Genomic DNA, 14,016 nt, shown 5'->3' with positions numbered 1-14,016 from the left:
TAATGATTAGCCCCTCAATCGCTCAGGCTGAGGGGCTTTTTTTGTCAGAAAGTTAACGCGTAATTCAGACCGAAGGTACGGCCACGGCCTTTATATTCATACAGCGACGAGCTGCCGTAGGTTGGGCTGTAGAGCAGCGGCGCGCGCTGGCCCCAGATGGTGACATAATCTTCGTTAAGCAGGTTTTCGATACTGAAGGTCAGTTTCCCCACCGGCAGCGCGTAACTGCCGATAAAATCGACGGTATTATAGCCTTCCAGCTTGTTGCCGGCGGCGTCGCTGAGGTCAAACACCTGCTGGCTCTGCACGCGCAGGCTCCACGGATCCGGCGCCCAGCCTACCCAGGCGGTGGCTTTGGACGGCGAGGCGAGGGTGACGTCCCATTTTTGCCAGCGGCCATCGGTCTGCACCTGTGATTTCAGCACGTTGAAGTTGCCGCCGACGCTCCACTCGCTGTCCGGAATAAAGTAATCGACCGCCCCCTCAACGCCGTAAATACGCCGCTTGTCGGACTGAACATCGATGGTCATGTCGGTACGGTTGACCACGATGGTCTTATCCGAAGTCGAGTAATACGCCGCCAGCTGGGTACGCAGGTTATCGCCGGTGTAGCGCCAGCCCAGCTCATACGAGTTAACTTTGATCCCCTGCAGCGGCGAGTCATCGACGTTGACGCTGGAGAGCAGCGGCAGATGACCATTGACCGCGGCGCCGTATTTCCCGATGCCATAGTATTTACCCGGATCCGGCAGCTCAACGCCCTGCGAGAAGTTAAACCAGGTCTGTTGACGCTCGGTCAGATGGGCGACGATCCCGGCGTTAAACAGGAAGTTGTCATAATCGGTTTTGCCGCCTTTGATGGCGTCGGCGGAGCGCGCTTTGCCGTTGGCGATATCCTGTTGCTGGGCGTAGCCGACAAAGTCGTCAACCCGGTTTTCGGTCCACTGGTAGCGAACCCCGCCGCTGATGGTAAAGATATCGTTCAGATCGTAGCTTGACTGCAGGAACGGCGCGACGTTGGAGATGCTGTATCCCGGGTAGCGGCCGGTGGTGTAGATCGATTCGTTGTGCAGCCCGCCGGAAGCCAGCGATTGTTGCAGATCGAAGAACATCTGATTGGCATTGAAGGTCTCATGATCGGCGTCGAGACCCCAGGTAAGATCCCAGCCCGCCAGCGGCTGACTGTTCAGGGTCAGCTTTGCCCCATACTGATCGGTATCCTGCTGCGACGAGGAGAAACTGCTGACCTGGCCTTTGCTGAGCGTCGGGAACGGATAGAAGGTGAGGGATTCATCGCGATAGTACACCTGGCTCACCAGATTCTGACCGAAGAAGTCGGCATCGGAGTACTGGAGGCTGATCAGATGGCGCTCGGTGCCGGGGATACGATCGGAATTGAGCCCATCGGTGGTGTACGCTTTGCCGCCGCTGGTCACCGCGGACATATTCTTTCCGAGCCACAGGCCATAGTCATCATCGCCCTGGCTTTTATAATACTGGGTGACCAGCTGCAGCTGGCGGTTGTCGTCGATCTCGATCGTCCCCGTTCCCATGACGTCCAGACGGTCGGAGTGCTGGAGCCCCGTTTGGGTGTTATCGAGGAGCAGCGCATCGTTGTTGCCGTCGTACCAGCCGCCGAAACGCTGATAGGCTACCGATAAACGCCCGGACGCGTGGTCTGTCCCGCCGCTGACGGCCGCCGCGACGCGCTCATCATGATCGTTGCTGTTGGCAAACCCGCTCTTGCTGCCCACCTCAAGATCGACCTGCCGATCCTGCTGCCCTTTTTTGGTGACGATGTTGATAAGTCCGCCGGTACTGCCGCCGCCGTACAGTGAGGTCGCCCCGGAGATCACTTCGATATGTTCGATGTTGAACGGATCGATGGCGTCGAGCTGGCGACTGTCGGTGCGTGAGGAGTTGAGCCGGACGCCGTCAATCAGCACGACGATGGCGCGCCCGCGCATGTTCATCCCGTAATTGGTGCGCCCCTGGCTGCTGACATCGATGCCCGGGATCAGCTGAGCCAGCACGTCTTTGAACTCTTTCCCGCCCTGGACCTGCTGCTCAATCTCCTGGCCCTCAATGACCCAGGTGGTTTGGGCCATCTCGGCCACGGTACGGTGGGTGCGGTTCGCGCTAACGATGATGCTGTCTTCATCAGACTGAGCCGCCAGCGCAGGCAGCGCGCTGGCCAGCAGCAGAGGGTGGAGCACCCAGAGGCGCTTTTTCATATCCATTCCTTTTATGAGCAAGTTGCTTTGTCGTTGTTATGGGCCGGCGTCGGCCGGTATTCGTTACAATGCGAAACATCTGGAAAAACTCAAAAAAGGATTTTGCACATAATGAATATCGCAATCAATATCATTTGCGTTTATCTTGCGCGAGAAAAGGTAATAAAAATCAATCTATTTTGTGGGGGTAAAGCGAAACGGCGGGCGGTTCCGGCGGCAGAATACCGCCGGAAGCGGGGCGCTTCAGGACTCGAGGACCAGCGGCCAGAGACGGAGAGTGGTGTCAGTGATTTGCATCAGTTTGTCGAAATCGGCGCCTTCCCGTGCGCTGATGGACATCCCCTGCAGGACACAGTTGAGAAACTGCGCGAGCTGCGCCACGTCGCGGCCCGCGGGCAGTTCGCCCTGCGCTTGCCGCTGCTGCAGAAACTGGGTTAGTGCCTGCTCCTGCATCGCATGGCGGGATTTGATGGTGTTGGCGATATCCGTCGAGGAGGCGGCCAGCGCGGCGGAGGTATTGATGATAAAGCAGCCGGCCGGCGTCTCTTTGCTGGTAAAGCAGGTGGCGACCGCGGTGAAGTAGTCGCGCAACGCCCGATCGACGGTTTTTCCCTCAGCAAACAGCACGGCTTCGTGCTTCGCGGCAAAGCGCGAAATGTAACGATCCAATACTGCGCGGAACAGTCCTTCTTTATTCACAAATTCCGCATACAGGGTGGGGGCTTTTGCTCCTGTCGCCTCGACCAGATCGGCGAGCGAGGTCGCCTCATAGCCGTGCTGCCAGAAGAGTGTCATGGCTTTGTCCAGCGCCGCATCCCTGTCGAACACCTTCGGTCGGCCACGGCTTTTTTTGGCGCAACTTTGAACGTCAGTTGTCATGATGCCGTTGTACCTATGTTGGTTTGGTGAATGGCCATTATAAAAATAAACGATCGCCGGGGCCAGCGCTGTTGGTTCAAAAATAAATAATTCATATGCGTATGAAAATTAAGCATTTTATAAATAGTTAAACGATCGTTATAAAAATGCGTTGACGTGTGACTTAGATCACATTATTATTTACCTATCGATCGTTAAGTTAATGCTTACGACCCTACTATAAAATTCATCTGCATAGGTATAATAATCATGAAAACCGTTAATACTCTGGCTATTGCCGCCGTGCTTAGCTCCCTCTCTTTCGCCAGCTTTGCCGCTGTTGAGGTGCAGTCCACCCCAGCCGGCCAGCATAAAGTGGGCACCATCTCTGCGTCCGCAGGGACTAACCTGGGGTCGCTGGAAGACCAGCTGGCGCAGAAAGCGGATGAAATGGGCGCCACCTCATACCGTATTACTTCGGTAACCGGTCCGAATACTCTTCACGGTACCGCGGTTATCTACAAGTAAACCCGATGCGTCGCTGCCCGGCCCCCTTCACCGGTCAGCGATGAGTAAGACCCTGTTGTACCCCTGTTTGACCCTTGCCAACAAAAAACCCGCCGTCAGGCGGGTTTTTTGTTTTCTGCAGCGTGAGGTTACAGCGACTGCGGACCAGGGTCGGCATGACGGGTAACGTCAATGGGCATGCCCGAGCGGTAATTCATCGCGCGCTCCATTACCGTGCCGTCGGTCTGCGGCGCCTGTTTGAACGCCTTCATGGCCGCGTTAAGCGTAATAGGCAGGGTCTGCGGGTCGTCATCGATATGCTCAGACAGCGGCTGGTGGATTTCGACCAGACGGCGGCCGTCCGGCTCCACCGACGCCTTAATCGGCGTGTTGATAATATTCACCTTCGTGCCCGGCGAGATCGCGTTGTACAGCGCCTTGATATCGTTGTCGCGCAGACGAATACAGCCGGAGCTGACGCGCATGCCGATGCCGAAATCGGCATTGGTGCCGTGCAGGAGATAGACTCCGCCATAGGCGGCAAGGCGGATAGCGTGATGGCCCATCGGGTTGTCAGGACCGGCAGGCACCACCGCCGGCAGCTCAATCCCCATCGCTTTGTAACGCGCGCGAATGTTGGCGGTTGGCGTCCAGGTCGGATTAGCCCGCTTGTCGGACACGGTGGTGACCATCGTCGGTGTGATGGTGGTTCCGCCCAGTTGGCCGATGCCGATCGGGTAGACGGTCACTTCATTCTTGCCCGGCGGGTAATAGTAGAGGCGCAGTTCGGCAAGGTTGATCACCAGCCCTTCGCGCGGCGCATCGGGCAGCAGCGTCTGCAGGGGGATAGTCAGCACGCTGCCGGCGCGCGGAACATAGGGATCTACCCCGGGATTCGCCTGCAGCAGGGCCAGAAAGCCGACATTGTACTTTTTGGCAATCGCCTCCAGCGAACCGCCGTTATCCTGCACCACATGGAACTGATTCTGCCCCACCAGCCGGCTGCCCGGCGGGGGAAGGGGCCAGGTGTTAGCGCGCGCAGGCAGCGCCAGCGCGGCAACCAGCGCGACCAGCGCCAGCGCCAGGGGGAAACGGTTTCTCATTACCATAACTCCAAAATATATAACTGGTTATTTTTATATGAAAAAGGAGATGAGATTATGGCGTGAGTCTGTGTGGGGAAATCCAGGCGGATTGCAAAATGTTTGTAAAGATTGCCAGATATGTGAAAAGGGAGATACGGCGTACCGGCCGTATCTCCCCCGCGATCAGGCGACGGCGTTCTCTTCCAGCTGGCGCATGAACTGGCGAACCCAATCCATCCGCGTCTTACGCTCCTCGAGATCCTGCATGAACTTCAGGCGCGTCGGCCCGTCCAGGCGGAAGTGCTGCGGCTGCTTCTGCAGCAGGCCGATCAACCACACCGGATTGACGTTGTTTTTCTCGTTAAATTCGATCACGCCGCCTTTTTCATTGCTCTCCAGCTTACGGATCCCCAGCTTCTGCGCTTGCTGACGCAGACGGGCGATATCCAGCAGATTGCGGGCGGCGTCGGGCAGCCGGCCAAAACGATCGATCAGCTCGACTTTGATCTCCTCCAGATCCTGTTCGTTTTTGGCGCTGGCAATGCGCTTATAGAACGACAGACGGGTATTGACGTCGGGGATGAAATCATCAGGCAGCAGGGAAGGCATGCGCAGTTCGACTTCCGTCTGCTGGCTGGTGAGATCTTCCAGCGACGGCTCGCGCCCGGCTTTCAGGGCATCTACCGCATTCTCCAGCAGCTCCATATACAGGGAGAAGCCGATGGTCTCCATCTGACCGCTCTGATCTTCGCCCAGCAGCTCCCCGGCGCCGCGGATCTCCAGATCGTGGGTCGCCAGCGCAAAGCCGGCGCCAAGATCTTCCAGCGAGGCAATGGCTTCGAGGCGCTTTTGCGCATCGGTGGTCATCGCCTTCGGGTGCGGCGTCAGCAGCCAGGCATAGGCCTGGTGATGGGAGCGGCCAACGCGGCCGCGCAGCTGGTGCAGCTGGGCGAGGCCAAAGTGGTCGGCGCGTTCGATAATGATGGTGTTGGCGGTGGGAATGTCGATCCCGGTTTCGATGATGGTGGTGCACACCAGCACATTGAAGCGCTGGTGATGGAAGTCATTCATCACCCGCTCCAGCTCGCGCTCCCGCATCTGACCGTGGCCGATGGCGATCCGCGCCTCAGGCACCAGCTCCGCCAGCTTGTCGGCGGCTTTCTGGATGTTCTCGACGTCATTAAACAGGTAGTAAACCTGACCGCCGCGCAGCGTTTCACGCAGGATCGCCTCGCGCACGACCAGCGCATCGTATTCGCGAACGAAGGTCTTTACCGCCAGGCGGCGCGCCGGCGGCGTGGCGATGATCGACAGATCCCGCATCCCGCTCATCGCCATGTTCAGCGTTCGCGGGATCGGCGTGGCGGTGAGGGTCAGGATATCGACATCGGCGCGCATCGCTTTGATGCGCTCTTTATGCCGCACGCCAAACCGGTGCTCTTCGTCGACGATCAGCAGCCCCAGATCGCGCAGCTTCACCTCGCTCTGCAGTAGCTTATGGGTGCCGATCAAGATATCGATTTTGCCTTCCGCGGCCTGCTCGAGGATCTGCGCCTGCTCTTTAGCGCTGCGGAAGCGGGAGAGCATTTCGATGCGTACCGGCCAGTTGGCGAAACGATCGCGGAAGTTGTCATAGTGCTGCTGAGCCAGCAGGGTGGTCGGTACCAGTACCGCCACCTGTTTGTGGTTCTCCACGGCGAGGAAGGCGGCGCGCATGGCCACTTCGGTCTTGCCGAAGCCCACATCGCCACACACCAGGCGGTCCATGGCCAGCGGCTGGCACATATCGCTGAGGACGGCGTTGATCGCCTGCGCCTGATCCGGCGTGGTTTCAAACGGGAAACCGTCGCAGAACAGCTGATACTGTTCGCGGTCGTGTTTAAAGGCAAACCCGGCTTTCGCCGCGCGCTGGGCGTAGATATCCAGCAGTTCGGCTGCTACGTCGCGTACCTTCTCGGCCGCTTTTTGCCGCGCCCGGGTCCAGGCATCGCCGCCCAGCTTGTGCAGGGGCGCGTTCTCTTCCGCTCCGCCGGCGTAGCGACTGATAAGATGCAGGGAGGAGACCGGAACGTATAATTTGGCATCGTTGGCGTAGGTCAGCATCAGGTATTCGCCGGTGATGCCGCCCGCCTCCAGGGTGGTCATCCCCGCATAGCGGCCCACGCCGTGTTCCAGGTGAACGACCGGCTGGCCGATATGCAGTTCGGCAAGGTTGCGAATTAGCGTGTCAGGGTTAATGGTGCGACGGGAATCCTGACGACGGCGCGCTACGCGCTCGCCGAGCAGGTCGCTCTCGCAAATCAGCGCCAGGCCGCGCTGGCTGTCGATAAACCCGTGCTCGGCGGCGCCAATCATCAGATAGCGCCCGTTGCCGGTGGCTTCCTCCAGGCGCAGCAGGTGTTTCGGCGCAATTTTGATCCGCGCCAGCATTTCGCTCAGCGCTTCCCGGCGACCCTCGCTTTCAACGGAGAAGATCACCGGGCCGGCAAACGCGTCGAGGAAGCGGCGCAGATTATCCAGCGGCGCTTTGTTTTGCGCCTGAACGGCGAGGTCCGGCAGCGTCTGGTAGCCCAGGTTGGTATTCGCTGCTTTTTCGGCCAGGCGCTCGGTTTTCAGCTGAACGCGCGGCCACTTTTTCAGTTCGCTGAACAGCTCATCGCTGCGCAGCCACAGTAGTTCCGGCGGCAGGAGCGGGCGCATCGGATCGACGCCGCGGTTTTCAAAGCGGGCGCGGGCTTCATTCTGGAAACGCTCCGCGCTGGCCTCGAGATCGCCGGTGTTGACGATCAGCGTGCTGGCCGGGAAATAGCTAAATAACGGCGGCAGCGGCTCGCTGAAGAACAGCGGCTGCCAGTATTCGATACCGGCAGGCAGCGTCCCTTTACTGACCTGCTGATAGATATGCTCGGCGTCGCGCTTCACCTCAAAGCGGTCGCGCCACTGACTGCGGAACAGCTCGATGGCGGTCTGGTCGGTGGGGAATTCGTGCGCCGGCAGCAGGTTAATGGCCGCCACTTCCTCCAGCGTGCGCTGGCTGTCGACGTCGAACAGGCGCAGGCTGTCGATTTCATCGTCAAAGAAATCGAGGCGGTAGGGCTGGTCGCTGCCCATCGGGAACAGGTCGAGCAGCGCGCCGCGGGTGGCGTATTCGCCATGCTCCATCACCTGATCGACATGGCGGTAGCCGGCCCCCTCGAGCTGATCGCGCAGCGCATCGCGCGACAGGCGCTGACCCTTTTTCATCACCAGCGCGTGGCCGTGAAGGAAGCTGTGCGGACAGACGCGCTGCATCAGCGTGCTGACCGGGACGATCAGCACGCCGCGCTGCATAGTGGGTAACTGGTAAAGGGTGGCAAGACGGGAGGAGATAATGTCCTGATGCGGCGAGAAGCTGTCGTAAGGGAGCGTTTCCCAGTCCGCCAGCCCCATCACCAGGCTGTCGGTGAACTGCCTGATCTCGTCGTTCAGACGCAGCGCGTTTTGCATGTCAGGCGCCACCAGCACCACCGGGCCCTTGTGGCGTTCGGCCATCTCCGCCACCAGGGTGGCGCAGGCTGCGCCGGTCAACTCGCCAAGCTGGCGCTGGTCACCGGCTTTCACCGGCAATGAGTATCGATATTGTTCAGGCATAGACGGTTTCATGGTCTCTTAGGGATTCGCTCTGCCGATATGGAGGGCAACTCGCTGATATTCAATAGTGAGATTATCCGCGATTGGTCTGGATTCGCCAACCCGAATTGCCATCGCGTGTTGAGTGAAGAAAGGTCAGCGCTGTCGATAAGCGTAAAGATTAATAAGTAAGTACTTATCTATCCGTTTGTATTTGCTTGGTTTTTAGGATTATTGCTAATAAAGTCGTCAGGTATCAGTCATTTACGCTGCCCCTAATCGCTTATATACTCGGGAATCGGCTATCAGCAACCAGATGGATGACATGTACCAACCTGCCGCACTCTTTATCGGCCTGCGCTATATGCGCGGGCGCGCAGCCGACCGCTTCGGTCGTTTCGTCTCCTGGCTTTCCACCATCGGTATTACCCTCGGCGTCATGGCGCTGGTGACGGTCCTGTCGGTGATGAACGGCTTTGAACGCGAACTGCAAAACAACATCCTGGGGCTGATGCCCCAGGCCATTCTTAGCGCCAAACAGGGTTCGGTGAATCCCCAACAGCTGCCGGAGCGCGAGGCGAAACTCCAGGGCGTCACCCGCGTGGCGCCGATCACCACCGGCGACGTGGTGCTGCAGAGCGCGCGCAGCGTGGCGGTCGGCGTGATGCTGGGCATCGACCCGGCGCAGAACGATCCCCTGACACCGTACCTGGTGAACGTCAAACAGAGCGATCTGCAGGCGGGCAAATATAACGTGATTCTCGGCGAGCAGCTGGCGGGCCAGCTGGGGGTGAATCGCGGCGATAAAATTCGCGTGATGGTCCCCTCCGCCAGCCAGTTTACGCCGATGGGGCGCGTGCCGAGCCAGCGTCTGTTTACAGTCATCGGCACCTTCGCCGCCAACAGCGAAGTCGATGGTTATCAGATGCTGACCAACATCGACGACGCTTCCCGTTTGATGCGCTACCCGCTGGGGAATATCACCGGCTGGCGCCTGTGGCTGGATAAACCGCTGCAAGTGGATGCCCTCAGCCAGCAGACGCTGCCGTCGGGCACCCAGTGGCAGGACTGGCGCGAGCGCAAGGGCGAACTGTTCCAGGCGGTGCGTATGGAGAAAAATATGATGGGCCTGCTGCTCAGCCTGATCGTCGCCGTCGCGGCCTTCAACATTATTACCTCGCTGGGGATGATGGTGATGGAGAAGCAGGGCGAAGTGGCGATCCTGCAGACCCAGGGGCTGACGCCGCGACAGATTATGGCCGTCTTTATGGTGCAGGGCGCCAGCGCCGGGATCGTCGGCGCGCTGCTGGGAGCCGTGCTTGGCGCGCTGCTGGCCAGCCAGTTGAATAATTTAATGCCGATCATCGGCGCCTTCCTTGACGGCGCGGCGCTGCCGGTGGCGATTGAGCCGCTGCAGGTCGTCGTGATCGCCCTGGTGGCGATGGCGCTGGCATTGTTGTCTACGTTGTACCCTTCCTGGCGCGCTGCCGCCACTCAACCCGCTGAGGCTTTACGTTATGAATAAGATCCTGCTGCAATGCGACAACCTGTGCAAACGCTATCAGGAAGGCAATGTGCAAACCGATGTCCTGCACAATGTCAGCTTCAGCATTGATGAAGGCGAGATGATGGCCATCGTCGGCACCTCCGGCTCCGGTAAAAGTACCCTGCTGCATCTGCTGGGCGGCCTCGATACGCCCACCTCTGGCGACGTGATTTTCTCCGGCCAGCCGATGAGCAAGCTCTCTACCGCCGCGCGCGCCGACCTGCGCAACCGCGAGCTGGGCTTTATCTATCAGTTCCACCATCTGCTGCCGGACTTTAGCGCGCTGGAAAACGTGGCGATGCCGCTGCTGATTGGCAAAAAGAAGCCGGCGGACATTGAACGTCAGGCGAAAGCGATGCTGCATGCGGTCGGGCTTGAACACCGCAGCCATCACCGTCCGTCGGAGCTCTCCGGCGGCGAACGCCAGCGGGTGGCGATTGCCCGCGCGCTGGTGAACAAACCGCGGCTGGTATTGGCGGATGAGCCGACCGGGAACCTCGACGCCCGCAACGCGGACAGCATCTTCCAGCTGCTGGGCGAACTGAACCTCGCGCAGCGCACCGCGTTTCTGGTGGTGACCCACGACCTGCAGCTGGCGAAGCGGATGAGCCGCCAGCTGGAGATGCGCGATGGCCGCCTGACCGCCGACCTGACCCTGATGGGGGCCGAGTAATGGCCTCTCCGTTATCGTTATTAATTGCATTGCGTTTCAGCCGCGGCCGGCGGCGCGGCGGCATGGTGTCGCTGATCTCGGTGATCTCCACCATCGGCATTGCGCTGGGGGTGGCGGTGCTGATCGTCGGTCTCAGCGCGATGAACGGCTTTGAGCGCGAGCTGAACCACCGCGTGCTGGCGGTGGTGCCGCACGGTGAAATTGAACCCGTGAACCAGCCGTGGAATAACTGGCAGGAGGCGCTGGCGAAGGTGCAGAAGGTGAAGGGGATTGTCGCGGCGGCGCCCTATATTAACTTCACCGGCCTGGTGGAGAGCGGCAGCAATATGCGCGCCATCCAGGTGAAAGGGGTCGACCCGCAGCAGGAAACCCGGCTCAGCGCGCTGCCCACCTTTGTGCAGAATAACGCGTGGGCCGGCTTCAAGGCCGGCGAACAGCAGGTGATTCTGGGTAAAGGGGTCGCCGATGCCCTGCACGTGAAGCAGGGGGACTGGGTGTCGATCATGATCCCTAACGCCGACGCCGACCATCAACTGCTGCAGCCGAAACGCGTCAGGCTGCATGTGACCGGTATTTTACAGCTGAGCGGCCAGCTCGATCATAGTTTTGCCATGATCCCGATGCAGGATGCGCAGCAGTACCTGGAGATGGGCGGCAGCGTGACCGGCATCGCCATCAAGGTCACCGACGTTTTCCATGCTAACAAGCTGGTGCGCGACGCTGGCGAGGTGACCAACAGCTACGTCTACATCAAGAGCTGGATTGGCACCTACGGCTATATGTATCGCGATATCCAGATGATCCGCGCCATTATGTACCTGGCGATGGTGCTGGTGATCGGCGTGGCCTGCTTCAACATCGTCTCGACGCTGGTGATGGCGGTCAAAGACAAAAGCGGCGATATTGCGGTGCTGCGCACGCTTGGAGCAAAAGACGGCTTAATTCGCGCGATTTTCGTGTGGTATGGTTTATTAGCCGGATCGGTAGGCAGCCTGTTCGGGGTGGTGATCGGCGTGATCTGCGCGTTGAATCTGACGTCAATCATCAACGGCATCGAATACCTGATTGGGCATAAATTCCTCTCCGGCGACATCTATTTTATTGACTTCCTGCCGTCTGAACTGCACTGGCTGGACGTCTTTTATGTGCTGGTGACAGCACTGTTGCTGAGTTTGCTGGCCAGCTGGTATCCCGCCCGCCGCGCCAGCCGTATCGACCCGGCGAGGGTGCTGAGTGGCCAGTAATTTATCGTCATCGTCGGCCTGGCTGACGACACAAGAGGAATTGCTGAAATGTACTATGGATTTGACATTGGCGGCAGCAAGATAGCGCTGGGCGTATTTAATCAGGAGCGGCGGCTGCAGTGGGAAAAACGCGTCGCCACGCCGAAAAGCAGTTATGAGGATTTTCTCCAGGCGGTGGAGGCGCTGGTCCGCGAGGCCGATGAGCGCTTCGACCGGCAGGGGACGGTTGGGATCGGTATCCCGGGGATGCCGGAAACGGCGGACGGCACGCTGTATGCCGCTAACGTGCCTGCCGCCAGCGGCCGGCCGCTGCGCGCCGACCTCAGCGCGCGACTGGGGCGCGATGTGCGCCTCGATAATGACGCCAACTGCTTCGCGCTGTCGGAAGCGTGGGACGATGAGTTTACGCAATACCCGCTGGTGATGGGGCTGATCCTCGGCACCGGCGTGGGCGGCGGCCTGGTGTTGAACGGTAAATCGATTACCGGACATAGCTATATCACCGGCGAGTTTGGTCATATTCGTCTGCCGGTGGATGCCCTGGAGGTGGTCGGGCGTGATTTTCCGCTGCTTCGCTGCGGCTGCGGCCAGCTGGGCTGCATTGAAAATTATCTCTCCGGCCGCGGTTTCGCCTGGCTGTATGAACATTTTTATCAGCAACCGCTTACCTCGCCGGAGATTGTGGCGCAGTGGCAGCAGCACGATCCGCGCGCCCAGGCGCACGTGGAGCGCTATCTCGATCTGCTGGCGGTGTGTCTGGGAAATATACTGACCATTGTCGACCCGGATTTGCTGGTGCTCGGCGGTGGATTATCTAACTTTACGGCCATTAGCGAAGGGCTGGCGCAGCGATTGCCGCGCCATCTTCTGCCGGTCGCCAGGGTACCGCGCATTGAGCGCGCGCGTCACGGCGATGCCGGGGGAATGCGCGGTGCGGCCTTCCTTCATCTGACCCATTAACCACAGAGGTAGCTATGCAGTCGCGCCGTTTACATCGATTGAGCCGTTTTCGTCGCAATAAACGTCAGTTGCGTGACCGTCTGCGTCAGCGGATTTTCTTTAGGGAGGACAGGATGAAGCCTGAAGCGATGGCCAAACCGAGAGTGGTGGTGTTAACCGGTGCGGGCATATCGGCGGAGTCGGGGATCAAAACTTTCCGCGCGGCCGATGGCCTGTGGGAAGAGCATCGGGTGGAAGATGTGGCGACGCCGGAAGGCTTCGCCCGCGACCCGGCGCTGGTACAGGCGTTCTACAACGCCCGCCGTCGTCAGCTGCAGAGTCCGGAGATCGCGCCGAACGCGGCGCATCTGGCGCTGGCGCGTCTGGAGGATCTGCTGGGCGACCATTTTCTGCTGGTCACCCAGAATATCGATAATCTGCACGAACGCGCCGGCAACCGCCGGGTGATCCATATGCACGGCGAGCTGCTGAAGGTGCGCTGTTCGTGGAGCGGCCAGGTGCTGGAGTGGACCGGGGACGTCACCGCAGAGGACAAATGCCACTGCTGCCAGTTCCCGGCGGCGCTGCGTCCGCACGTGGTCTGGTTTGGCGAAATGCCGCTGGGGATGGACGAGATCTACAGCGCGCTGGCCGAAGCGGATATCTTTATCGCCATCGGCACCTCCGGCCACGTCTATCCGGCGGCCGGCTTTGTGCACGAGGCGCGACTGCACGGCGCCCATACCGTTGAACTGAACCTCGAGCCCAGCCAGGTGGGCAGCGAGTTTGCCGAAAAGCACTACGGGCTGGCAAGCGAAGTGGTACCCGCCTTTATCGATAAGCTGCTGCAGGAAAACGCGCTGTAAACTGAATCAGCCTGCCGGGGGGCAGGGCGACGCCCACCGCTTCCGGCAGCGCTGTTGACAAGGATGTCACGTCATGACAGGAGTCAGACCATGCATCATCCCCTGGTCATTGCATCGATCGCCTTGATCGCGTCCATTATCGTCGGCATCTGGAGCCAGCGTGCGCTACCTGAATACGCTGATAGCCGACCGATCCTCTTCCTGCTGTGCCTGTTGATCGGCACCGGCAGCGCGTAGTGCCTGCTGCTGGATGGCTTAGCCCTGCTGTTCACCGGTCAGGTCGCGACGGGCGGTGTGCGGGTATACGGCCCCATGCTGCTGCTGGTGGTGCTGTGGAAACCCCTCAACGGGATCTTCGGCATCATTGAAGATTTTGTGCAACGGCGAGCCGAAAAAGGGAAGGACAAAGGCCAGCGCGACGGAGGGCGACGCTGAGCCGCCGCCTGCGCCGTGGC

13 protein-coding genes and 1 pseudogene are annotated in these 14,016 nt (G+C 59.8%); 9 read left to right on the top strand and 5 right to left on the bottom strand.

Annotation, left to right across the window (positions count from 1 at the left end; genetic code table 11):
- Positions 1-44: 44 nt before the first annotated feature.
- A complete protein-coding gene (locus AC6CWS_RS05740) occupies positions 45-2,234 on the bottom strand; it encodes a TonB-dependent siderophore receptor (RefSeq protein WP_065881729.1) in 2,190 nt (729 codons plus the stop codon).
- A 68-nt stretch (positions 2,235-2,302) separates the two neighbouring features.
- Between AC6CWS_RS05740 and AC6CWS_RS05735 the strand changes: the two genes are divergently transcribed.
- A complete protein-coding gene (locus tag AC6CWS_RS05735; protein WP_004140642.1) occupies positions 2,303-2,425 on the top strand; it encodes a hypothetical protein in 123 nt (40 codons plus the stop codon).
- A gap of 52 nt (positions 2,426-2,477) precedes the next feature.
- On the opposite strand, the gene AC6CWS_RS05730 is transcribed toward AC6CWS_RS05735, so the two are convergent.
- Together AC6CWS_RS05730 and AC6CWS_RS05725 are read right to left on the bottom strand one after the other, a co-directional pair.
- Positions 2,478-3,113 carry a TetR/AcrR family transcriptional regulator gene (locus tag AC6CWS_RS05730; protein WP_023289148.1) on the bottom strand — a complete coding sequence of 212 codons (636 nt, stop codon included), beginning with the start codon at positions 3,111-3,113 and terminating at the stop codon, positions 2,478-2,480.
- Positions 3,110-3,229 (bottom strand): hypothetical protein, encoded by a 120-nt coding sequence (locus AC6CWS_RS05725; protein ID WP_044522093.1) that lies wholly within the window; start codon positions 3,227-3,229, stop codon positions 3,110-3,112. The genes AC6CWS_RS05730 and AC6CWS_RS05725 overlap by 4 nt, the downstream gene beginning before the upstream one ends.
- Before the next feature lie 133 nt (positions 3,230-3,362).
- On the opposite strand from AC6CWS_RS05725, the gene bhsA reads away from it, so the two are divergent.
- On the top strand, positions 3,363-3,620 hold the full coding sequence (gene bhsA / locus AC6CWS_RS05720; protein ID WP_002900788.1) for a multiple stress resistance protein BhsA: 258 nt from the start codon (positions 3,363-3,365) through the stop codon (positions 3,618-3,620).
- 128 nt (positions 3,621-3,748) lie between these two features.
- Here the strand turns inward: bhsA and ldtC are convergent, their stop codons facing one another.
- Positions 3,749-4,702 carry a L,D-transpeptidase LdtC gene (gene ldtC / locus AC6CWS_RS05715; protein ID WP_023289149.1) on the bottom strand — a complete coding sequence of 318 codons (954 nt, stop codon included), beginning with the start codon at positions 4,700-4,702 and terminating at the stop codon, positions 3,749-3,751.
- Positions 4,703-4,867: 165 nt separating this feature from the next.
- On the bottom strand, positions 4,868-8,314 hold the full coding sequence (gene mfd / locus AC6CWS_RS05710) for a transcription-repair coupling factor (protein WP_032452446.1): 3,447 nt from the start codon (positions 8,312-8,314) through the stop codon (positions 4,868-4,870).
- Positions 8,315-8,353: 39 nt separating this feature from the next.
- Between mfd and AC6CWS_RS05705 the strand changes: the two genes are divergently transcribed.
- From AC6CWS_RS05705 to AC6CWS_RS05675, 7 genes and pseudogenes are all read left to right on the top strand, one after another.
- Positions 8,354-8,485, top strand: a complete 132-nt coding sequence (locus tag AC6CWS_RS05705) for a hypothetical protein (RefSeq protein ID WP_032428740.1) — start codon at positions 8,354-8,356, stop codon at positions 8,483-8,485.
- A 133-nt stretch (positions 8,486-8,618) separates the two neighbouring features.
- The gene (lolC, locus tag AC6CWS_RS05700; RefSeq protein WP_065882127.1) at positions 8,619-9,818 is read left to right on the top strand and encodes a lipoprotein-releasing ABC transporter permease subunit LolC; all 1,200 of its coding nucleotides are present in this window, start codon (positions 8,619-8,621) and stop codon (positions 9,816-9,818) included.
- Positions 9,811-10,512 carry a lipoprotein-releasing ABC transporter ATP-binding protein LolD gene (gene lolD / locus AC6CWS_RS05695; RefSeq protein ID WP_032452447.1) on the top strand — a complete coding sequence of 234 codons (702 nt, stop codon included), beginning with the start codon at positions 9,811-9,813 and terminating at the stop codon, positions 10,510-10,512. Before lolC ends, lolD begins: the two co-directional genes overlap by 8 nt.
- Positions 10,512-11,756: a lipoprotein-releasing ABC transporter permease subunit LolE gene (gene lolE, locus AC6CWS_RS05690; protein WP_023289152.1), complete on the top strand. Its 1,245-nt coding sequence runs from the start codon at positions 10,512-10,514 to the stop codon at positions 11,754-11,756. Before lolD ends, lolE begins: the two co-directional genes overlap by 1 nt.
- Positions 11,757-11,804: 48 nt before the next feature.
- A complete protein-coding gene (nagK, locus tag AC6CWS_RS05685) occupies positions 11,805-12,716 on the top strand; it encodes an N-acetylglucosamine kinase (RefSeq protein WP_023289153.1) in 912 nt (303 codons plus the stop codon).
- A 14-nt stretch (positions 12,717-12,730) separates the two neighbouring features.
- Complete coding sequence (gene cobB / locus AC6CWS_RS05680; protein ID WP_017898959.1) at positions 12,731-13,561, top strand: Sir2 family NAD+-dependent deacetylase; 831 nt, start codon at positions 12,731-12,733, stop codon at positions 13,559-13,561.
- Positions 13,562-13,651: 90 nt separating this feature from the next.
- Positions 13,652-13,996: pseudogene (locus tag AC6CWS_RS05675) on the top strand (hypothetical protein).
- The last annotated feature ends 20 nt before the right edge of the window (positions 13,997-14,016 follow it).

The sequence above is a fragment of the Klebsiella sp. M041 genome (assembly GCF_059759695.1).
This window is presented reverse-complemented; position numbering and strand designations above follow the sequence as displayed.